The 19467-nt window shown below is 70.7% G+C and carries 27 protein-coding genes and 2 pseudogenes; 16 read left to right on the top strand and 13 right to left on the bottom strand.

Translation table 11 applies throughout. The annotated features are described in order from the left end of the window. From BMY74_RS08955 to BMY74_RS08940, 4 genes are all read right to left on the bottom strand, one after another. The coding region (locus tag BMY74_RS08955) for a leucine zipper domain-containing protein (protein WP_143091497.1) at positions 1-242 on the bottom strand (242 nt) is incomplete at its 3' end. Positions 243-337: 95 nt separating this feature from the next. Beyond that, complete coding sequence (locus BMY74_RS08950; protein WP_089912408.1) at positions 338-640, bottom strand: hypothetical protein; 303 nt, start codon at positions 638-640, stop codon at positions 338-340. A gap of 83 nt (positions 641-723) precedes the next feature. After that, complete coding sequence (locus BMY74_RS08945) at positions 724-2079, bottom strand: ATP-binding protein (protein WP_089912405.1); 1356 nt, start codon at positions 2077-2079, stop codon at positions 724-726. Further along, positions 2076-2750, bottom strand: a complete 675-nt coding sequence (locus BMY74_RS08940) for a response regulator transcription factor (protein WP_089912400.1) — start codon at positions 2748-2750, stop codon at positions 2076-2078. The genes BMY74_RS08945 and BMY74_RS08940 overlap by 4 nt, the downstream gene beginning before the upstream one ends. A 57-nt stretch (positions 2751-2807) precedes the next feature. On the opposite strand from BMY74_RS08940, the pseudogene BMY74_RS46070 reads away from it, so the two are divergent. Further along, a pseudogene (locus BMY74_RS46070) lies at positions 2808-3344 on the top strand (phosphatase PAP2 family protein); the annotation flags it as partial. A 198-nt stretch (positions 3345-3542) separates the two neighbouring features. Here BMY74_RS46070 and BMY74_RS44905 read toward each other — a convergent pair. The 3 genes from BMY74_RS44905 to BMY74_RS08925 are packed head-to-tail and all read right to left on the bottom strand — an operon-like array spanning position 3543 to position 5872. Then, the gene (locus BMY74_RS44905) at positions 3543-3809 is read right to left on the bottom strand and encodes an HPr family phosphocarrier protein (RefSeq protein WP_159460507.1); all 267 of its coding nucleotides are present in this window, start codon (positions 3807-3809) and stop codon (positions 3543-3545) included. 30 nt (positions 3810-3839) lie between these two features. Continuing rightward, positions 3840-5120 carry a PTS transporter subunit EIIC gene (locus BMY74_RS08930; RefSeq protein ID WP_089912393.1) on the bottom strand — a complete coding sequence of 427 codons (1281 nt, stop codon included), beginning with the start codon at positions 5118-5120 and terminating at the stop codon, positions 3840-3842. Further along, the gene (locus tag BMY74_RS08925; RefSeq protein WP_089912391.1) at positions 5117-5872 is read right to left on the bottom strand and encodes a GntR family transcriptional regulator; all 756 of its coding nucleotides are present in this window, start codon (positions 5870-5872) and stop codon (positions 5117-5119) included. Before BMY74_RS08925 ends, BMY74_RS08930 begins: the two co-directional genes overlap by 4 nt. Before the next feature lie 111 nt (positions 5873-5983). Here BMY74_RS08925 and BMY74_RS08920 point away from each other — a divergent pair, with 111 nt between their 5' ends. From BMY74_RS08920 to aroQ, 7 genes and pseudogenes are all read left to right on the top strand, one after another. Beyond that, positions 5984-6220, top strand: coding sequence for a PTS sugar transporter subunit IIB (locus tag BMY74_RS08920; protein WP_089912389.1), 237 nt, complete (start codon positions 5984-5986; stop codon positions 6218-6220). Continuing rightward, positions 6217-6672 (top strand): PTS sugar transporter subunit IIA, encoded by a 456-nt coding sequence (locus tag BMY74_RS08915; protein WP_089912387.1) that lies wholly within the window; start codon positions 6217-6219, stop codon positions 6670-6672. The genes BMY74_RS08920 and BMY74_RS08915 overlap by 4 nt, the downstream gene beginning before the upstream one ends. Before the next feature lie 109 nt (positions 6673-6781). Then, complete coding sequence (locus tag BMY74_RS08910; protein ID WP_089912385.1) at positions 6782-7234, top strand: prepilin peptidase; 453 nt, start codon at positions 6782-6784, stop codon at positions 7232-7234. A gap of 13 nt (positions 7235-7247) precedes the next feature. After that, on the top strand, positions 7248-8447 hold the full coding sequence (gene aroC, locus BMY74_RS08905; protein ID WP_089912719.1) for a chorismate synthase: 1200 nt from the start codon (positions 7248-7250) through the stop codon (positions 8445-8447). Further along, positions 8444-8969, top strand: a pseudogene (locus BMY74_RS08900) (shikimate kinase); the annotation flags it as partial. The gene aroC and the pseudogene BMY74_RS08900, both read left to right, overlap by 4 nt. A gap of 28 nt (positions 8970-8997) precedes the next feature. Beyond that, positions 8998-10056, top strand: coding sequence for a 3-dehydroquinate synthase (gene aroB, locus BMY74_RS08895; protein WP_425434824.1), 1059 nt, complete (start codon positions 8998-9000; stop codon positions 10054-10056). Next, positions 10053-10481 (top strand): type II 3-dehydroquinate dehydratase, encoded by a 429-nt coding sequence (gene aroQ / locus BMY74_RS08890; protein ID WP_089912376.1) that lies wholly within the window; start codon positions 10053-10055, stop codon positions 10479-10481. Before aroB ends, aroQ begins: the two co-directional genes overlap by 4 nt. Before the next feature lie 12 nt (positions 10482-10493). On the opposite strand, the gene BMY74_RS44900 is transcribed toward aroQ, so the two are convergent. Together BMY74_RS44900 and BMY74_RS08885 are read right to left on the bottom strand one after the other, a co-directional pair. Further along, entirely contained in the window at positions 10494-10655 is a 162-nt protein-coding gene (locus BMY74_RS44900; RefSeq protein ID WP_177229640.1) for a hypothetical protein, read from the bottom strand. Between the two features lie 90 nt (positions 10656-10745). Further along, positions 10746-10931, bottom strand: coding sequence for a hypothetical protein (locus BMY74_RS08885; protein ID WP_143091494.1), 186 nt, complete (start codon positions 10929-10931; stop codon positions 10746-10748). Positions 10932-11274: 343 nt separating this feature from the next. Between BMY74_RS08885 and BMY74_RS46065 the strand changes: the two genes are divergently transcribed. Then, a complete protein-coding gene (locus BMY74_RS46065; RefSeq protein WP_245785984.1) occupies positions 11275-11640 on the top strand; it encodes a VOC family protein in 366 nt (121 codons plus the stop codon). Positions 11641-11659: 19 nt separating this feature from the next. Beyond that, positions 11660-12268: a hypothetical protein gene (locus tag BMY74_RS08875; protein ID WP_218159559.1), complete on the top strand. Its 609-nt coding sequence runs from the start codon at positions 11660-11662 to the stop codon at positions 12266-12268. On the opposite strand, the gene BMY74_RS08870 is transcribed toward BMY74_RS08875, so the two are convergent. Then, complete coding sequence (locus BMY74_RS08870; protein ID WP_177229639.1) at positions 12252-12662, bottom strand: B-4DMT family transporter; 411 nt, start codon at positions 12660-12662, stop codon at positions 12252-12254. The two genes, BMY74_RS08875 and BMY74_RS08870, sit on opposite strands and share 17 nt — an antisense overlap. 35 nt (positions 12663-12697) lie before the next feature. Between BMY74_RS08870 and BMY74_RS08865 the strand changes: the two genes are divergently transcribed. The 3 genes from BMY74_RS08865 to nusB are packed head-to-tail and all read left to right on the top strand — an operon-like array spanning position 12698 to position 14791. Next, positions 12698-13774: a M24 family metallopeptidase gene (locus tag BMY74_RS08865; protein WP_089912364.1), complete on the top strand. Its 1077-nt coding sequence runs from the start codon at positions 12698-12700 to the stop codon at positions 13772-13774. A 31-nt stretch (positions 13775-13805) separates the two neighbouring features. Continuing rightward, a complete protein-coding gene (gene efp / locus BMY74_RS08860) occupies positions 13806-14372 on the top strand; it encodes an elongation factor P (RefSeq protein WP_089912361.1) in 567 nt (188 codons plus the stop codon). Next, positions 14372-14791, top strand: coding sequence for a transcription antitermination factor NusB (nusB, locus tag BMY74_RS08855; RefSeq protein ID WP_089912358.1), 420 nt, complete (start codon positions 14372-14374; stop codon positions 14789-14791). The genes efp and nusB overlap by 1 nt, the downstream gene beginning before the upstream one ends. 45 nt (positions 14792-14836) lie before the next feature. Here nusB and BMY74_RS08850 read toward each other — a convergent pair whose 3' ends face one another. Continuing rightward, a complete protein-coding gene (locus BMY74_RS08850; protein ID WP_089912355.1) occupies positions 14837-15466 on the bottom strand; it encodes an HD domain-containing protein in 630 nt (209 codons plus the stop codon). A 12-nt stretch (positions 15467-15478) separates the two neighbouring features. Next, a complete protein-coding gene (locus tag BMY74_RS08845) occupies positions 15479-16180 on the bottom strand; it encodes an SDR family oxidoreductase (protein WP_089912352.1) in 702 nt (233 codons plus the stop codon). Positions 16181-16268: 88 nt separating this feature from the next. Here BMY74_RS08845 and BMY74_RS08840 point away from each other — a divergent pair, with 88 nt between their 5' ends. Then, entirely contained in the window at positions 16269-17078 is an 810-nt protein-coding gene (locus BMY74_RS08840; RefSeq protein ID WP_281244962.1) for a sigma-70 family RNA polymerase sigma factor, read from the top strand. A 114-nt stretch (positions 17079-17192) separates the two neighbouring features. Here BMY74_RS08840 and bldD read toward each other — a convergent pair whose 3' ends face one another. Continuing rightward, positions 17193-17681, bottom strand: a complete 489-nt coding sequence (bldD, locus tag BMY74_RS08835) for a transcriptional regulator BldD (protein WP_030471611.1) — start codon at positions 17679-17681, stop codon at positions 17193-17195. A gap of 257 nt (positions 17682-17938) precedes the next feature. Between bldD and pyrR the strand changes: the two genes are divergently transcribed. Continuing rightward, on the top strand, positions 17939-18511 hold the full coding sequence (pyrR, locus tag BMY74_RS08830; RefSeq protein WP_089912344.1) for a bifunctional pyr operon transcriptional regulator/uracil phosphoribosyltransferase PyrR: 573 nt from the start codon (positions 17939-17941) through the stop codon (positions 18509-18511). After that, a complete protein-coding gene (locus BMY74_RS08825) occupies positions 18508-19440 on the top strand; it encodes an aspartate carbamoyltransferase catalytic subunit (protein ID WP_089912340.1) in 933 nt (310 codons plus the stop codon). Before pyrR ends, BMY74_RS08825 begins: the two co-directional genes overlap by 4 nt. The last annotated feature ends 27 nt before the right edge of the window (positions 19441-19467 follow it).

The following is a 19467-nucleotide window of genomic DNA, read 5'->3' as shown; positions in this document are numbered from 1 at the left end:
CGCAGACTGCACACCTGGGCTTCGAGGTCGGCGGGTGTGCGATGCGGGGTGGTGAGCGGACGACTGGAGCGGTCGGCCAGGCCGGCCTCGCCTTCGCAGCGCCAGCGACGTATCCACTTGTGGGCCGTTGCCCGGGAGATGCCCATCTCGGCGGCCACGTGGGCGACCGGCCGACCTGTCAGGACGCGAGTGATCAGAAGCCGCCTGCCATGAACGGTCAGGCGGGCGTTACGGTGGGACACGAAGGCCTCCGTGCGGTGCAGATTCGACACCTACACCACACACGGAGGCCTTCCCCATGATCAAGGCCCGTCAACAACGCTCGTGGTCAATACACCTAGGGGCACATCCCGTCCGGCACCGGCGCCACCCCGGCCACCGTCGCGCGGCTCGCCAGCGCCGTGCAGTACACCTGGAACACGCCCCACTTCGAGTCCGGCGGCTTCACGTCCTCGGGCATCACGATCACGTCCAGCACGGCGACCGCTTTCCCCGTGGTGGCGGGCAGTTCGGTGCTCAGCCCCAGTTTCTTCTCCTCGTCGGTCAGCCCGGCGAGCAACGAGTTCATCGCGGTCGTGATGTCGACGCTGCCGGTGTGCTCGCGGGTGCGGCGCACCAGACCGTCCCCCTGGGCGGACACGAGGAAGACCGTCAGCGAGTGCGTCGGGACCGTCGGCGCCTCGGCTCCGGTGAGGACGGGCGTCGGCCGGATACCGCACGCCGTCAGGGTGACGAGGGCAAGCGCAAGGTGAAGACCGCGCCGCCCGAGGGCGCGTTGGCCGCCTCGATGGTGCCGCCGTGCAGGCGTGCGTTCTCCCATGCGATCGCCAATCCCAGTCCGCTGCCCTCGGAACGGGAGCGGGCCGTGTCTGCCTTGTAGAAGCGGTCGAAGATGTGGGGGAGGGCCTCGGGGGAGATGCCCGGGCCGTGGTCGGCCACCTCGACGACGCCCGGCCGCACGGTCACGCGCACCGGGACGCCGCCGTGCTTGAGGGCGTTGCCGACGAGGTTGGCGACGATGACGTCGAGCCGGCGGCGGTCCACGCGGGCCACCACGCCCTCCGGCAGCGACGCCTCGACGGACTTGCTCCAGCCGCGCGCGGCCAGCGTGTCGCGGACGGCGGTGCCGATGTCCCAGTCGTCCAGTTCGAGGAGGTTGCGGCCCTCGTCGAAGCGCGAGATCTCCATCAGGTCGTTGACCAGGCGGGTGAGCTTGCGGGTCTCCGCCGAGACGAGGCGCGCGGCGACGGCCGTGTCGGGCGGCAGCGTGTCGGCGTCCTCGTCCAGCACGGCGGTCACGGCGTTCATCGCCGTCAGCGGGGTGCGCAGCTCGTGGGACACGTCGGCCACGAACCGGCGGGAGGCGGCCTGGGAGGCCTCCAGCTGCTCCGCCGCGCGGTTGAACGTGCGGGCGAGGTCCGCGAGCTCGTCGGAGCCGCGTTCGTCGACACGGGTGTCCAGGCGGCCGGAACCGAGGGCGCGGGCGGCGGCACCGAGGCGGCGGACCGGGCGCAGCACACCGCGGGCGGTGAAGAGCGCGAGCCCCAGGGCCAGGGGCAGCACGAGGCTGACGCCCACCCAGGCCGCGGTCGAAAAGCTGTCGATGGCCGTCTGCGGGCCCCTCAGGTACTGCAGGGCCCACACCTCGACACCCGTGGGAGAACCGTCCGGGCGCAGCAGCGGGATCCCGACGACCACGTACGGGTCCGTCAGGTCGGTGCGGCGCTGCCAGAGCGTCGTCCTGCTCGTCTTGAGCATCTCGCGCATCTCGGCGGGGACGAACGACGGGTCGGGCCCGTTGCGCGACCTCATGCCCTCGTACAGCACGACCGCCGAGCCGCGCAGGTACGTGGCGAAGTCGTCGAGGTCCTGCTGCGCCGGCGGCACCGCGAGCCGGCGGGGCGCGTACTCGCGGACGTCCGCCACCAGCGGGTTCATGAACCCGTCCTGCGCGTCCTCCAGCAGCAACGTCCGCGCCGTCGCGTAGGAGGCGCCCGCCGCCCCGACCGCGCCCAGCACCGTCAGCAGCAGGAACGCCGCCATCAGCCGGGGGCGCAGGCCGCGCAGCAACGACCTCATCGCGGGCCGAAGCGGTACCCGAAGCCGCGCACCGTGTGGATGTGACCGGGGTCGGAGGGCACGTCCTCGATCTTCGCTCGCAGCCGCTGCACGCACGCGTCGACGAGCCGGGAGTCACCGAGGTAGTCGTGCTCCCAGACGGCTTCCAGGATCTGCTGGCGGGTCAGCACCCGGCCGGGCGTGCGGGACAGCTCGAGCAGCAGCTTCAGCTCGGTCGGGGTCAGCGCGACCTTCGCGTCGTTCTTGAGCACCTGCAGGCCTGCCCGATCGATCACCAGCGAGCCGTGGCGTTCGACGCTCGACGGCTCGGCGACCGTGCGCCGCAGCACGGCGCGGATGCGGGCCTCCAGCACCCTGGGTTCGACGGGTTTGACCACGTAGTCGTCCGCGCCCGCCTCCAGGCCCGCGACCACGTCGAAGTCGTCGCCGCGCGCGGTGAGCATGATGATCGGCACCTCGGCGTGCGCGCGCATCCGGCGGCACGTCTCGAAACCGTCGATGCCCGGCAGCATGATGTCGAGGACCACGATGTCGGGACGGGACTCGCGGAGCCTCTCGACGCCCTCCTCGCCCGTTCCCGCCGCCCGGACCTCGTGGCCCTGGCGGCGCAACGCCAGCCCGAGTCCTTCCCGCACCGAGGGGTCGTCTTCCACCAGCAGGACCGTCGCCACGAGATCCATTATCTGCGGGAGACGGCGTCACCGCGCGATCTGTAGCGGAACCATGACATGGCGTGGACGTTCCCGTTGAGCGGCGCACGGAGTCTCGAACGCATGGCCGGAAGCTTGCTGGGATTCCTCTTCACGTACTTCGCGCTGGTGTGGACGTCGTTCGGGCAGAAGGCGGAGAACACCGCGTTGCCCGAGCTGTCACTGCAGCACTCGTGGGCGTCCAACGTGGACATGGCGATCCTCGTCGCAGCCGTCCTCGTGGTCCTCTTCGCACGCAAGAAGTCCCTGTGGCCGTTGCTGCTGCTCGGCGGTTCGGTGCTGGGCGCGCAGGTGCTGAAGCTCCACGTGCTGGTGCGGCCGCCGCTGGACGACGACGCCGTGCTGGTGCACAACAGCTTCCCGAGCGGGCACACGACCGCGGCGGTGGCGTCGGTGATCGCGGTGACGATGGCGGTCCCGAAGCGGTTCGCGCTGGTCGTGGCGATTCCGGGGGCGGTCGGCGCGGGGGCGGTCGCGGCGGAGACGGTGTCGCTCGGCTGGCACCGGTTCAGCGACACGCTCGGCGCGGCGCTGCTGGTCTCGACGCTCGCGTTCCTGCTGCTGCGCAAGTGGACCGCGGGGCTGATCGCACCGCCCCTGCTGGCCGCGGGCGGCGTCTGGACGGTGGTGAACACCCCGCAGGTCACGCCGTCGACTCTCGCCGGCGTCGTGACCGCGGGGGTGGTGCTGCACTTCGGGTGGGCGGTGAGCGGTCCCGGCCGTCGGGGCGACCGGGACCGCTCACAGCCGGACTCACTCGTCGTGATCGGTGGCGATCAGTTCGGCGATGGCGTCGAGAGCGGCATCCGCTCCGTCCCCGTCGGCGCTGAGCACCACCTCGTCACCATGCATAGCGCCCAGGGTCATCAGACCCAGGACACTCGCCGCGTCAACGGCTTCGCCGCCGTCCTTGGCGATGCTGACCGTCACCGGCTGGTCGGCGGCGGCCTTCGCCAGCAGTGCGGCAGGCCGGGCGTGCAGTCCGACCTTGCTGGCCACGGTGACCCGTCGCTCGGCCATGATGGTTCCTCCCGGTAGAGCTGGTTGTGCTTACTGCTTGTCGTTGCGGGTGCGAGTCTCGCGCACCGCGGTGTCACCCGTGCTGCCGGCGACGCTCTCGTCGGCCTCGGGGGACTCGTCGTCCTCGCGTCCCGGAGTCTTCAGGTTCCACTTGGTGATGACGAAGCGGAACAGGAAGTAGTAGATCACCGCGTAGATCAGGCCGAGGATGATGAGCAGCCACGGCTTCTGCGCGATGTTCCAGTTGAGGACGAAGTCGATCGCACCGGCGGAGAAGGAGAAGCCGTCGTGCGCGCCCAGGGCGTTCGAGATCGCGAGCGACGTACCGGTCAGCACCGCGTGGATCAGGTACAGCGGCCACGCCACGAACATGAACGCGAACTCGAGCGGCTCCGTCACACCGGTGATGAACGCGGTGAGAGCGGCGGAGCCCATGATGCCGCCGATGATCTTCTTCTGGCTCGGCTTCGCGGTGTGCACGATCGCCAGGGCGGCGGCGGGCAGCGCGAACATGAAGATCGGGAAGAAGCCGGTCTGGAACGTGCCGGCGGTCGGGTCGCCCGCGAGGAAGCGCGGGATGTCACCGGTCTTGTCGTTGAACTCGCCGAACTGGAACCACACGACGTTGTTGACGATGTGGTGCAGACCCAGCGGGATCAGCAGGCGGTTGACGACACCGTAGATGAAGGCACCGATGACCGTGCTGCCCGTGACCCACTCGCCGATCGCGGTCAGGCCCGCGTCGAACCACGGGTAGACCAGGCCGAGCAGGACGCCGACGATCACCATGACACCGGCGACGATGATCGGCACGAACCGGCGGCCACCGAAGAATGCCAGGTACGGGGGCAGCTTGATGCGGTGGTACTTCTGCCACAGCAGCGCCGAGAGGATGCCGACGACGATACCGCCGAGCACCCCGTAGTTGATCACCTCGGGCTTGGCGGCCGGGTCGGTCGGCTGGTCGAGGACCAGCGGCGACATCGCCTTGAAGACGTTCGTCAGCACGACGTAGCCGACGACGCCGGCGAGCGCCGTCGAACCGTCGCCGCGGCGTGCGAAACCGACGGCGATGCCGACGGCGAACAGCAGGGCGAGGTTGCTGAACAGCGCGTCACCAGCCGCACCGATCACCGAGGCGACGGCGTTCCAGCCGAGACCGTCCTTGCCCAGCAGGTCGTCCTGACCGAAGCGGAGCAGCAGGCCTGCCGCGGGCAGCACGGCGATCGGCAGCATGAGGCTGCGACCGAAGCGCTGCAACGTGGCGAGGCCCTTGATCTCACGACCACCGGTTGCGGCGTCCGTGCTCATCGGGTTCCTCCCTTGGCGGAGTTGGGTCCGGTACCCGGGACGGTCCGGTCCAGTTGCATGGTCACCTGGTAGAGATCGCCCCGGTACCAGGAGGTCACGTCTTCGCAGGGCCGCCCCTCGGAACTGGCGACCCTCCTGAACACGAGGAGCGGGCTGCCCTTGCGGACGTCGAGCGCCTTCGCGGTCTCCGCGTCGGCGGTCTCGGCCCACACGGTCTGCCGCGCGTGGTCGAGCTGGATCCCGTACCGGGTCGCGATGATCTCGTAGATCGATCCGGTCAGGTCACATCGGTCGAGCTCGGGAAGCATGTGCGGGCTGTACCAGCCGGCCTCCAGCGCCAGCGGGGCGCCGTCGGCCTTGCGCAGCCGCACCACGCGGTACGCGTACTCGTCCGGGTCGAGGCCCAGCGAGGCCTTCGAACCGGCCGGCGCCTGGCCGCAGCTGATCACCTCGGTGCTGGGTTCGACCCCGCGCGCCTTCATGTCCGAGGTGAACGAGGCCAGGAAGAGCTGCAGGTCGTAGCGCCGCTTGGCGGTGAACGTCCCACGCCCCTTCGCCCGCGTGAGCAGGCCTTCTGCCACCAGTTGGCCGACTGCGGCCCGCACGGTGATGCGAGAGACTCCGTACCGCTCTGCCAGATCGCGCTCGGACGGAATCGGTGAGCCGGGAGCGAGTTCCTGTTCGGCCAGCCGTCGCAGGATCTCGCGCAACTGCGCGTGCTTGGGCTTGGGCCCCTCCACGATCTCGTTCACTCGCTCACCTCCTCGCTAGTGGTACTTTCCGGTCTAGACCAGTTGGTGCGGGAGAATGCTCCGCGCACCGAGCGGGTGTCAACCGCTGTTACGGGAACGAGAGGTACGAACGTGGCTGACGAGAAGGCTCAGAAGATCCTCGAGGCGCTGGGCGGCGCGGACAACATCGTCGAGATCGAGCCCTGCATCACCCGCCTGCGGTGTGAGCTCAACGACGGGTCCGTCGTCGACGAGAAGGCCCTGAAGGGCTTGGGAGCACACGGGGTCATGCGTTCCGGCAACGTCGTCCAGGTCGTCGTCGGACCGGAGGCGGACACCATCGCGTCGGACATCGAGGACCTGCTGTGAGCGTCCGCGTCGGCAGCCCCGTGGCCGGTCGGGCCGTCGCGCTCGCCGCGGTTCCGGACCCGGTCTTCTCGCAGGCGATGGTCGGCCCCGGTGTGGCCGTCGAGCCCGTTCGATCGAAGTCCGATGTGGTTTCGCCGCTCGACGGCACCGTCGTGACGCTGCACCCGCACGCGTTCGTGGTCGCCAACGGTGAAGGGGCGGCCGTCCTGGTCCACCTCGGCATCGACACCGTGAAGCGCAAGGGCGAGGGCTTCGAGCTGCACGTCGTCAAGGGCGAGCAGGTCCAGGCCGGTCAGAAGATCGTGACGTGGGACCCGGCCGAGGTCGAGGCGGCCGGGTTCGCGCCGATCTGCCCGGTGATCGCGCTGGACGCGTCGGCGGACGCGCTCGGCGACCTGGCGCAGGACGTGGACGTGGCGGCGAACGACGCCCTGTTCGACTGGTCTCGCTGAACCGCAGGTCAGGGCGTTCTTCCGGCCCTGTGTGACGCCTTGTCGTGAACGGTCCGTTCACGACGGGGCGGGATTTGTACTTCGACGTGCCGAGCAGGACCGTGGTGCCATGACCACGGTCCTGCTCGCGTCCGCGCTGGGTTCGCTGTGGACGGTCGCCGCCGTCCTGGACGCACCACCCTCGTCGTACCTGCTGGCCTGGTTCGGCATCGTGCTCGCGGCGATCGACCTGCGGCACCACCGGTTGCCGGACGCGCTGACCCTCCCGTTGGGCGCTCTGCTGCTGCTCCTGCAGTTCCACGGGCTGGGAGCGGCGGTGCTCACGGCGCTCGTCTTCGGTGGCGCGCATCTCCTCGTGCGGTGGCTGCGGCCCGCGTTCATGGGCGGCGGCGACGTGAAGCTCGCGTTCGGACTGGGCGCGGCGCTCCCGCTGCCGGCCCTGTTACCAGCGGCGATCCTGTCGAGTGCCGTGACGCTGGCCGTGGCCGCGCTCCGGCGCCGGCGCGCGGTGCCCCACGGACCGGGCCTGCTGGCCGCCACCTGGGCGTTGACGACGTTGTGAAAGGATTGTGAACGTGCTGCGCTGGATCACCGCTGGAGAGTCACACGGCCCCGCCCTCGTCGCCGTCCTGGAGGGCATGCCCGCCGGGGTGGAGGTGACCACCGAGGACCTCGTCGCCCAGCTCGGGCGCCGCCGGCTCGGGTTCGGTCGCTCGCCCCGCATGGGCTTCGAGCAGGACGAGGTCGAGATCCTCGGCGGTGTGCGCCACGGCAGGACCCAGGGCGGTCCGGTCGCGGTCACGATCGGCAACTCCGAGTGGCCCAAGTGGCAGACGGTCATGTCGCCGGACCCGGTCGACCCGAGCCTGCTCAAGCCGACCGGCCGCAACGAGGCGCTGACCAGGCCGCGGCCCGGCCACGCCGACCTGCCGGGCATGCAGAAGTTCGGATTCGACGAGGCCCGCCCGGTGCTGGAGCGCGCCTCCGCCCGCGAGACCGCGGCCCGCACGGCGCTGGGCACGGTCGCCCGGCAGTTCCTGCAGCAGCTGCTCGGCGTGCAGGTCCTGAGCCACGTGGTGTCCATCGGCAAGGCCCGGACGCCCGAGGACGCGGCTCTGCCCACGCCCGACGACCTGGCCGCCATCGACGAGTCGCCGGTGCGCTGCTTCGACCCCCGCGGCACCGACGCGATGGTCGCCGAGGTCGAGGCCGTCAAGGAGGCCGGTGACACGGTCGGCGGCGTGATCGAGGTGCTCGCGTACGGGCTGCCGCCGGGCCTCGGCTCGCACGTGCACTGGGACCGCCGCCTCGACGCGCGCCTGGCCGCCGCGTTGATGGGCGTGCAGGCGATGAAGGGCGTCGAGATCGGCGACGGCTTCACCTCCGCCCAGCGCTGGGGTTCGCAGGCGCACGACGAGATCGACCGCGGCAGCGGCCCGGTCGGCGTGACGCGCCGTTCGAACCGCGCGGGTGGCCTCGAGGGCGGCATCACCAACGGCGAGATCCTGCGCGCCCGCGTGGCGATGAAGCCCATCTCGACCGTCCCGCGCGCACTGTCCACGGTGGACGTCCGCACCGGCGAGCCCGCCGTCGCGATCCACCAGCGCTCGGACGTCTGCGCCGTGCCGCGCGCCGGCGTCGTGCTGGAGTCCGTGGTGGCGCTGGTGCTGGCCGAGGCCGCGCTGGAGAAGTTCGGCGGCGACTCGCTCGACGAGACGCGCCGCAACGCCCACGCTTACCTCAAGGCGCTGGAAGCCCGCTGGGAGGGCATGTGAGCCCGCGCTTCGTCGTGGTCGGCCCGCCCGGCGCGGGCAAGACCACCGTCAGCGAGCTGCTGGCGGCCCGGCTGGGCGTGCCGTTCCGCGACGTCGACGCCGACGTCGTGCAGCTGGCCGGCAAGCCGATCTCCGACATCTTCACCGACGACGGCGAGCCCGTCTTCCGCGCCATGGAAGAGGAAGCGGTCGCCAAGGCGCTGGTCGAGCACGAGGGCGTGCTGGCGCTGGGCGGGGGAGCGGTGCTGTCCGCCACGACCCGCGAACGCCTGCGGGAGCACACCGTCGTGTTCCTGAACGTGGGCATGGCCGAGGGCGTGCGCCGCACCGGGCTCGCGGCCAACCGCCCGCTGCTCACCGGCGTGAACCCGCGCGCCACGTTCAAGGCGCTACTGGACGCGCGCCTGCCGCTGTACCGCGAGGTCGCGACGGTCGAGGTCCTGACGGACGCGCTCGACCCGGAGCAGGTGACCGACGCGGTGATCAAGGGAGTTGGGGAATGACCGAGCCGCTGACCGTCGAGGTCAACGCCGAGAAGCCGTACCTCGTCGTGATCGGCCGGGGCCTGCTGGGCGAGATCGTCGGGCACCTCGAGGGCACGGCCAAGGTCGCGATCGTGCACCAGCCGACCCTGGCCGCCACGGCCGGGGTGCTGGTCGACGAGCTGAAGGCGACGGGGATCGACGCGCACCGCGTCGAGGTGCCCGACGCCGAGGACGGCAAGGACCTGGCCGTCGCCGGCTTCTGCTGGGACGTGCTCGGCAAGATCGGCCTGTCCCGCTCCGACGTCGTGGTCGGCCTCGGCGGCGGCGCCGTCACCGACCTCGCCGGCTTCGTCGCCTCCACCTGGATGCGCGGCGTGCGCCTGGTCAACATCCCGACCACCCTGCTCGGCATGGTCGACGCCGCGGTCGGCGGCAAGACCGGCATCAACACCGACGCGGGCAAGAACCTGGTCGGCACGTTCTACGAGCCCGAGGTCGTCTTCGTCGACCTCGCGACGCTGGAGACGTTGCCGCGCAACGAGCTCATCGCGGGCTCCGCCGAGATCGTCAAGGGCGGCTTCATTGCCGACCCGGTCATCCTCGACCTGATCGAGGCCGACCCGCAGGCCGCGCTGGACCCGACCGGCGACGTGCTGGCCGAACTGGTCCGCCGCAAGATCCAGATCAAGGCCGATGTCGTCTCGAACGACCTGCGCGAGTCGTCCCTGCGCGAGATCCTGAACTACGGCCACACCCTCGGCCACGCGATCGAGCGCCGCGAGCGCTACCGCTGGCGCCACGGCGCCGCCATCAGCGTCGGCCTCGTCTTCGCCGCCGAACTGGCCCGCCTCGCAGGCCGCCTGGACGACGAGACCGCGGACCGCCACAAGCGCGTCCTCGAACTGCTCGGCCTGCCGACCACCTACGACCCGGACGGCCTCCCGCAACTGCTGGAAGGCATGAAGGGCGACAAGAAGAACAAGGCGGGCGTGCTCCGCTTCGTGGTCCTTGACGGCCTCGCCAAGCCGGGCCGCCTCGAAGGCCCGGACCCGGCCCTGATCGCCGCCGCCTACTCGGCCGTGGCCGCCGAGCCCAAGTCCACGGGCGGAACGGTGCTGCTGTGAAGGTCCTGATCCTGAACGGCCCGAACCTCGACCGCCTCGGCACCCGCGAGCCGGACGTCTACGGCCGCACCACCTACGCCGACCTCGTCGAGATGTGCGAGGCCGAGGGCCGCGACCTGGGCTTCGAGGTGGAGGTTCGCCAGACCGCCCACGAGGGCGAGATGGTGGGGTGGCTGCACGAGGCCGCCGACGCCTCCACCCCGGTGGTCCTGAACGGCGCGGCCTGGACGCACTACTCCATCGCCGTCCGCGACGCCTGCTCCCAGCTCACCGCGCCCCTGGTCGAGGTGCACATCTCGAACATCCACCAGCGCGAGGAGTTCCGGCACCACAGCGTCATCTCGGCGGTGGCGAGCGGCGTGATCGTGGGCCTGGGCGTGGAGGGCTACCTGCTGGCCCTGCGGTGGCTGTCGCTCAAGAAGTAGCGCCGGCCGGCATCACGACACGTGCTTGATCGTGAGCAGCTGGGCGGTCCTGTCCGGCGTGCGGATGATCGTGGCCTCGCAAGTCCCGGACTGGGTGCGTGAGGTCTCGTAGGTCGTGAAGAACGTCTGGGTCCACCGGGCCACGAGCGAGTAGCCGGTCTTCACCTGCAGCAACCCGTACTCCGAGTCCCTGGCGGCGGTCCAGTCGGCGGCCGTATCGCCGTCGGGCAGGTCGAACCGCTCCTTGCGGAGGGTCCCCTTGACCTACAGGGCGCGGCTGCTCCGCTCCGCCTCGTAGCTCAACGTCATCACCGCGGTGCCCCGCGCCAGGAACCTGTCGCCGGCCCACCTGAACTGCATGCCATCGCGGGGATCGCCGACGAGTTCCCAGCGGACGCCGCCCGGGGAGTGCGCCTGGTGGGCCTGGGGGCAGTTGGCGGGCTCCAGCACCACCTCGGTCGCGCACCGCGTGAGCTTCTCCGCGACCTCCTGCGCGTCGGCGTCGTCGCTGACGCCGACGGGCGGGGCTCCTGGTCGGCGCCGCGGAAGACGGGCGGGTCCTCGCCGCGAAGTGGATCGGGTTGATCTCCTCCTCCGGCGTGGCTCCACACCGCCGCTTCCCGTCGGGGCACCGCCCACGTTGAACGTGTGTACTTTCCCGATCTGGACACTGTCCCCGGACACCCGACCCCTGAACTCGTTCGCCATGGCCGGATGCCAGGCACGCAAGCGTCCTGACGGACCTTCCGGTGGCCAATTCGTTGACACGCAAGGGAAAACGTTGCTGCACCACGTGGAATTGTGGGTCCCGGACCTCTCCAGGGCCGAAGCCACCCTCGGCTGGGTCTTCACCGAACTGGGCTGGACCGAGCACCAGCGCTGGAGCGACGGCGTCAGCTGGAAGCTGCACGAGACCTACGTCGTGGCCGAGCGCTCCCCGGCCATGACGGGCCCGCACGACCGCATGAGAGCGGGCCTCAACCACCTGGCCCTGCACGCCGGCACCAAGGAGAACGTCGACCGCCTCACGCGGGAATCCGAGGCGCACGGCTGGAAGCTCATGTTCGCGGACCGGCATCCTCACGCGGGAGGACCGGACCACTACGCGGCGTTCCTGGAGAACGAGGACGGGTTCGAAATCGAGCTCGTCGCAGGCTGACCGTGTAAAGATGCCGATCGTGCCGAGACCCTTCATCGCCGCGTTGGCCCTGCTCCTGGCCGGGTGCGCGGCGGCCGCGCCGCAGCCCACGCCCGTCGGCGCCGAGACGACGGCCGGTGCGGAGCCGCTGTCCGATCAGGACCTGCAGGCGCGGTGGTGGACGTGGGCGGCGTCGAGTCCGGAGAACCGCAACCCCGTCGTCGACGACACCGGCCAGTGGTGCGCGGAGAACCAGCCGCGGGACGTGTGGTTCTTCGCCGGCACGTTCGGCGGGACCGTCGACCGCAGGTGCGAGGTGCCGGCCGGTCGCCCGCTCGCCGGTCCGGCGCTCAACCTCGCCTCCACCTCCGATGCCTGCGCGCGGTTCATGGAGGACGCGAAGGGCTCGGTCGCGCTGGACGGGCGGCTGGTCGAGCTGCGCCGGATCGCGCCGGTCGCGATCGCCTACCAGGCGGCGCGGGGCAACGTCGTGGGGCAGCGCGAGGGACGCGTGACGGGGCAGGGGTGCGGGTTGTGGGCGTGGATCCCGCCGCTCACGCCGGGCGAGCACGAGTTGGTGGTCGACGGGGAGTCGGGCTCCTTCCGCACCTCGGCGCGCTACGTGCTGACCGTCAGGGCTGCTGACTAGCCGCGTTCTTCTTCGCGAGGAACGAGCCCAGCAGCATGCCGAGCCCGGCGGGCGCGAGGACGAGCAGCGCCGTGAACGCCGCCCCGCCCGTCAGCGCCACCCACAGCGCCTCCTGCCCGGTCTGGTCGACCAGCAGCGCCGCCCCGATCACCCCCAGCGCGCCCGCGAACGGACCCGCGACCAGCGACGCGACGAACCACTGCATGCCGCGGCCGTCCAGGTCGCGCAGCGCGTCGACGGCGCCCCAGAGCACCGCCGCGACGACGAGCAGCACGAGCGCGATCGGCCGGACCGACGTGGCCTCGGGGCTGCGCACGCCCACGGCCGCCACTCCGGTCTGCACGGCTCCGTGCAGGAGCCCCATCCACAACGCACGGACGAACCAAGCAGCCATGCGAACAGCTTAGGACTGGCCGTACGCTGCGAGGCATGTCGTCGTACGCCGCACGCCGAACCGCCCTGCGCCGGGAGCTCCAGGCCGCGAACCTGGACGCGCTGCTCGTGACGAACCTGCTGAACGTCCGATACCTCACGGGCTTCACCGGGTCCAACGCCGCCGTGCTGGTGGACGTGAACGGCGACGACACCACGGTGTTCTGCACCGACGGCCGCTACCTCACGCAGTCGGCGAAGCAGGTGCCGGACCTGGAGCGGCTCATCGACCGGCCGTGCGACACCGCGCTCGCCCGGCGGGCCAAGGGCAGGCTCGGGTTCGAGAGCCACCACGTCACGGTCGACGGCCGCGACGGGCTGACCGCGGCCGCCGGCAAGGCCGAGCTGGTCAAGGCGGGCGGCCTGGTCGAGAAGCTGCGGCTGGTCAAGGACGAGGTCGAGATCGAGGCGCTGCGGATGGCGTGCGCGGCGGCCGACCGCGCGCTGGCGGCGCTGATCGGGCACGGCGGTCTGCGGGCGGGCCGGACCGAGCGCGAGGTCGCGCGCGAGCTGGAGAACCGCATGCTCGACCACGGCGCCGCGGGCCCGTCGTTCTCCTCGATCGTGGCGTTCGGCGCGAACTCGGCCGTGCCGCACCACTCGCCGACGGACGCCGTCCTGCACACCGGCGACTTCATCAAGCTCGACTTCGGCGCGCTCGTCGACGGCTACCACTCCGACATGACCCGCACGCTCGTCCTCGGCAAGCCCGCCGACTGGCAGCGCGACCTGTACGACCTGGTCGCGCGGTCGCAGGCGGCCGGACGCAACGCCCTCGAGCCGGGCGTGGAGGTGAGCGCCGTCGACCACGCGTCACGCGAGGTGATCGAGAAGGCCGGGCACGGCGACGAGTTCCTGCACGGCCTCGGCCACGGCGTCGGGCTGGAGATCCACGAGGCACCGGCGTTGTCCAAGGCGGGGGCCGGTACACTTTCGGCCGGTATGGCGGTCACCGTCGAGCCCGGCGTCTACTTGTCGGGGCGGGGCGGGGTCCGCATCGAGGACACCCTCGTGGTCCGCGACAGCGGGCCGGAGCTCCTCACCCTGACCACGAAAGAACTCGTGGTCGTCTGACACCCCCGTCCTACACAGGAGAAATCCCACCGTGGCCACCACGAACGACCTGAAGAACGGCCTGGTGCTGAACCTCGACGGCCAGCTCTGGACCGTCACCGCGTTCCAGCACGTCAAGCCCGGCAAGGGTGGCGCCTTCGTGCGCACGACCCTCAAGCACGTGCTGACCGGGAAGGTCGTCGACAAGACCTTCAACGCGGGCACCAAGGTCGAGACCGCCACCGTGGACAAGCGCGGCATGTCCTTCCTCTACAAGGACGGCGCCGACTTCATCTTCATGGACGGCGACACCTACGACCAGATCCCGGTCCCGGCGGAGACGGTCGGCGACGCCGCCAACTACATGCTGGAGAACCAGGAGGCCGTCGTGGCCGTCCACGAGGGCGTGCCGCTGTTCGTCGAGCTCCCGACGTCGGTCGAGCTCGTGATCGAGCACACCGACCCGGGCCTGCAGGGCGACCGCTCCACCGGCGGCACCAAGCCCGCCCGCCTCGAGACCGGCGCCGAGATCCAGGTGCCGCTGTTCGTCACGACCGGCGAGAAGATCAAGGTCGACACCCGCGACGGCCGCTACCTCGGCCGCATCAGCGACAAGTAATGGGCGCTCGGAGCAAGGCCCGCAAGCGGGCGGTCGACTTCCTCTACGAAGCCGACCTGCTGGGCACCGACCCGGTGACGCTGCTGGCCGGGCGCGTGGGTTCGCCCGACGTCCCGCCGGTGAACGACTACACCGTCTCGCTGGTCGAGGGCGTCACCGCGAACCGCTCGCGCATCGACGACCTCATCTCGGAACACGCCGAGGGCTGGACCCTGCAGCGCATGCCGGCGGTCGACCGGGCGATCCTGCGACTCGGCCTGTACGAGCTGCTGTGGGCCGCCGACGTGCCGGACGCCGTCGCGATCGACGAGGCCGTGGAGCTCGCCAAGGGCCTCTCGACGGACGACTCGCCGCGGTTCGTGAACGGCGTGCTCGGCCGCATCGCGGTGATCGCGGACCAGCTGCGCGCCGTTCTGTAGACACTCCCCGCAGGGCGTCATCACCGGTGACGCCCTGCGGGTCCGTCAGCTCCGGGCCCAGCCGCGCCGCTCGCCCTCGTCGATGAGCTGCAACGCGGCCTTCCAGAGCTTCTCGGATCCCTCGCCGATCACGGCCTTGCGCGCCCGCACGTCGTCCGCGGTCACACCGGGCGTCCGCCACGTCCCGCCCTTGGCCATCCAGTTGAGCAGCAGCGGTTGCAGCCGGTCCATGGCCTTGGCGAACCGCGCCTCGGGCGTCACGCGCGCCTCGAACTCGTCCCACAACGCCCGCATCTCGCGTCCCGCGTCCTCGGGCAGGATGCCGAACAACCGGTCCGCCGCAGCCTCCTCGCGTTCCTGCTGACTCGCGGCGAGCTCGGTGTCGTAGATGGGCGTGTCACCCGCGTAGATCTCGATGAGGTCATGCACCACCACGAGCTTCATGGTGTGGCCGACGTCGATCGGCTCGTCGGCGTACTCGGCGAGCGTCATGACCATCAGCGCGAGGTGCCACGAGTGCTCCGCGTCGTTCTCACGCCTGTCGGCCGCCGCGAGAGGGGACGCGCGCAGCACGGTCTTGAGCTGGTCGACCTCGATCAGGAACGTGAGGTGGTCGCGCAGCCGGGAGTCCACACCGGACGGCAGCGGGTTCTGATCAGCGAGAAGGTCCGTCACGTTGCCAGGATGCTACCGGGCGGCGAGGAACTCCTCCCAGGTGCGGGCGCCCCGGTCACCGTCCAGGCTCAGGTTGAGCCCGGCCCGGTAGGCCTTCCCGGCCTTGCCCGGCAACGGCATCGGCACCGTGAGCCGGCGCTTGCCCTCGGCGGTCAGGTAGTCCCGCACGAGGTCGCGGAGGTCGAACTCCGCGGGCCCGGCGAGGTCGGTCACGCGACCGGCGGGCCGTCCCAGCGCCAGTTCGGCCAGTCGCACGGCCACGTCCCGGGCGTCGACCGGCTGCAGCCGCAACCCCGGCACCGGCACGACCGGCAGCTTCGCGAGGCCGCGCACCATCGTGAGCGCCAGGTCGTGGAACTGGGCGGCGCGCAGGATCGTGAACCCGATGCCTGATGCCTCGACCGCCTGCTCGGCGGCGAGCTTGGTGCGCAGCCACGCGAGCGGAACGGTGTCGGCGCCGATCACCGAGATGTGCACGAAGTGCCGCACGCCCCGGCAGGCCGCGAGCAGGTTGCGGGTCGCGACGTCATCCCCCTTCTGCCCACCGGCGAGGTGCACGACCACGTCCGCCTCGATCGGCGGGACGTCTCCGAGCAGGTCGCAGGCGATGTCACCATGACGGCTCAGCACCGTCACCTCCGCACCGGCCTCGCGCAGCAGCGGAACGACGTGCCGGCCGAGAGTGCCGGTTCCACCCGTGACGACGATCTTCATGATTACCCTCCGGTCGAGTCCGTTGCCTGCCCGACCCGGCAGCGGGCGAGAACGTGACAGGGTGTGCGCCAGGCCACAGGGGGACGTCGTGATCGCGCAGTTCGAGCAGGAGCGCACGCGTTTGCGCGCCATCGCCCACCGCATGCTGGGCTCGTTCGCCGAGGCGGACGACGCGTTGCAGGACGCCTGGCTCCGCGTCGAGCGCGCCGACACGGGCGAGATCGACAACCCGGCCGCCTGGCTCACCACCGTGGTCGGCCGGGTGTGCCTGAACATGCTGCGCGACCGGCGCGAGCACGCGTTCGAGATGCCCGACCCCGTGATCGACGTCAGCGAGGAACCCGAGCACAGGGCCGTCGCGAACGACGAGGTCGGGCTCGCGATGCTGATCGTGCTCGACTCGCTCAAGCCCGATGAGCGGCTGGCGTTCGTGCTGCACGACCTGTTCGCCGTGCCGTTCGACGACATCGCGCCGTTGATCGACAAGACGCCGGCCGCGACCCGTCAGCTGGCGTCGCGGGCCCGCAGGCGCGTGCAGGACAAGCCGCGGCCCGACGTCGACCTGCCGCAGCAGCGCGAGGTGGTGCGGGCGTTCCTCCGCGCGTCACGCGAGGGCGACCTGGAGGGGCTGGTGTCGGTGCTGCACCCGGACGTGGTGCTGCGCGCGGGCGCCCTCGAGGTCCTCGGCGGCCGGAACGTCGCGGGGCGCGCCGGCCTGTTCCGGGCTTTCGCGGCCAGGGCGACCGAGCAGTTCGCCGTCGTCGGCAACGAGATCGGCTTCATCGCGCGGGTGGACGGCGTGCCGTTCTCGATCATGGCGTTCACCGTGCGCGACGGCCGGATCGTCGCGATCCACGTGATCCAGGACCGGCGACAACTGGCCGCGCTCGTGCCGTGAGCAGGACCACCGCCGCTGCTGCCGGCCGGACGACCCTGAAAACGCACGTGGCTCCCTCGGCGTCCTCAGGGCGACAAGCAGGACGTCGGGGGAGCCACGAACGGCGTGTGGAGCTCAGTCTTCCTTCGCGGGACGGGCCTCGGGAGGCAGCACACCCCAGTCGATGAGCTGCTCGGTGAGCTCGCCCGGCGTCATGTCGTAGATGATCGCGAGCGAACGCAGGTCCTCGGTGCGGATGGAGAGGACCTTGCCGTTGTAGTCGCCGCGCTGCGACTGGATGGTCGCGGCGTAGCGGGCCAGCGGGCCGACCTTCTCGACCGGCAGCTGCTGCAGCCGTTCGAGGTTGATCACGATCTTGGTGGCCGGCTCGGCACCCGACGGCACGCGGCCCTCGGGCAGGAGCTCGGCGACGGGAACCCCGTAGAAGTCGGCCAGCTCGGCCAGCTTCTGCACGGTCACCGCGCGGTCACCGCGCTCGTACGAGCCGACGACCACGGCCTTCCAGCGACCGCCGGACTTCTGCTCGACGCCGTGCAGGGACAGGCCCTGCTGCTGGCGGATAGCGCGGAGCTTGGCCCCCAGCGCCTTGGCGTAGTCGCCCATGTGGCGGTTCTCCGTTCATTCGCCCCGTCAGCAGTACGGGCGTGCTGCGGGGAGGCTTAGATCGATACGCAGAGTAATGATTACTCGCCGTGGTCGACAGGTCAAGCTGATCTCAAGGAGAGACGCGCGCCACGCCTGGCCTACCACTCGGATGGTTGACCGTCCACAGGTGATACGGTGCAGGTCAGCCTAGTTGCAGCTAGGTGTCCGACGTCCTTTAAGGACCCGTCCAGTGAGGCGGGGAAGGAGGTCCAGCCGTGGCGTCACGTCAACGTGGCGCGACGGATCCGGCCGGGGATCGCGAGATTCTCTCGGCCGGTGACGTCGCGCGCACTGTCGCCCGAATGGCCCATCAGATCATCGAGAAGACCGCTCTCGATGCACCCAGCGCACCCGACGTCGTCTTGATGGGTATTCCCAGCCGGGGAGCCCCCCTCGCACGGCGCCTTGCCGCTAAGATCGCCGAATTTTCCGGCCGGACGGTGCACGAGGGCACGCTCGACATCACCCTCTACCGCGACGACCTGCGCAGGGGCCCCACGCGGCCGCTGGAGGCGACGAAGCTGCCCGAGGGCGGCATCGACGACAAGCTGGTCGTGCTCGTGGACGACGTGCTGTTCTCCGGCCGCACGATCCGCTCCGCGCTCGACGCGCTGCGCGACCACGGCCGCCCCCGTGCCGTCCAGCTCGCCGTGCTGGTCGACCGCGGCCACCGCGAGCTGCCGATCCGCGCGGACTACGTGGGCAAGAACCTGCCGACGTCGAAGACCGAGGACGTAGTGGTGATGCTCGAGGAGTTCGACGGCCGCGACGGAGTGGTGCTGAAGTGAAGCACCTGCTCTCCACCGACGGCCTCGACCGCGACCAGGCGATCGCGGTCCTCGACACCGCGGACCGGCTGAAGCAGGCGCTGCTCGGCCGCGAGGTCCGCAAGCTGCCGACGCTGCGCGGCCGCACGGTGATCACGATGTTCTACGAGAACAGCACCCGCACGCGGGTGTCGTTCGAGATCGCCGGCAAGTGGATGTCCGCGGACGTGATCAACGTCAGCAGCTCCGGTTCCAGCGTCAGCAAGGGCGAGAGCCTGCGGGACACCGCGCTGACGTTGCAGGCCGCGGGTGCCGACTGCGTGATCGTGCGCCACCCGGCGTCCGGTGCGGCCCACCGGCTCGCGGGCTGGCTCAAGCACACGAACACGTCCGTCGTGAACGCGGGCGACGGCATGCACGAGCACCCCACGCAGGCGTTGCTCGACGCCGCCACGCTCCGCGACCGCCTGGGCAGCCTCGACGGCCGCCGCGTCGCGATCGTCGGCGACGTCCTGCACAGCCGCGTCGCCCGGTCCAACGTGCACCTGCTGACGACGCTCGGTGCCGAGGTCACGCTGGTCGCCCCGCCGACCCTGCTGCCCACCGGCGTCGAGAACTGGCCGGTCACGGTCTCCCACGAGATCGATTCCGAGCTCGCCTCGCAGGACGCGGTGATGTTGCTGCGCGTGCAGGCCGAGCGGATGACCGGCGGGTTCTTCCCGAGCTCGCGCGAGTACTCGATCGCCTACGGCCTCAACGAGCGGCGCCTGAAGCTGCTGCCCGAGCACGCCGTCGTGCTGCACCCCGGCCCGATGCTGCGCGGCATGGAGATCGCCTCCGTCGTCGCCGACAGCCCGCAGGCCGCCATCACCGAGCAGGTCCGCAACGGTGTCCACGTGCGCATGGCCGTGCTGTACCACTTGCTCGCCCACGAGGAGGAAAACTCGTGAGGGAGCTTGCGACCGAACCATCGAACA

It is taken from the genome of Lentzea albida (assembly GCF_900111005.1).
In the GTDB taxonomy this organism is placed as follows: domain Bacteria; phylum Actinomycetota; class Actinomycetes; order Mycobacteriales; family Pseudonocardiaceae; genus Lentzea; species Lentzea albida.
The sequence above is the reverse complement of the archived record's forward strand: the minus strand, read 5'-3'. Positions and strand labels throughout refer to the sequence as shown.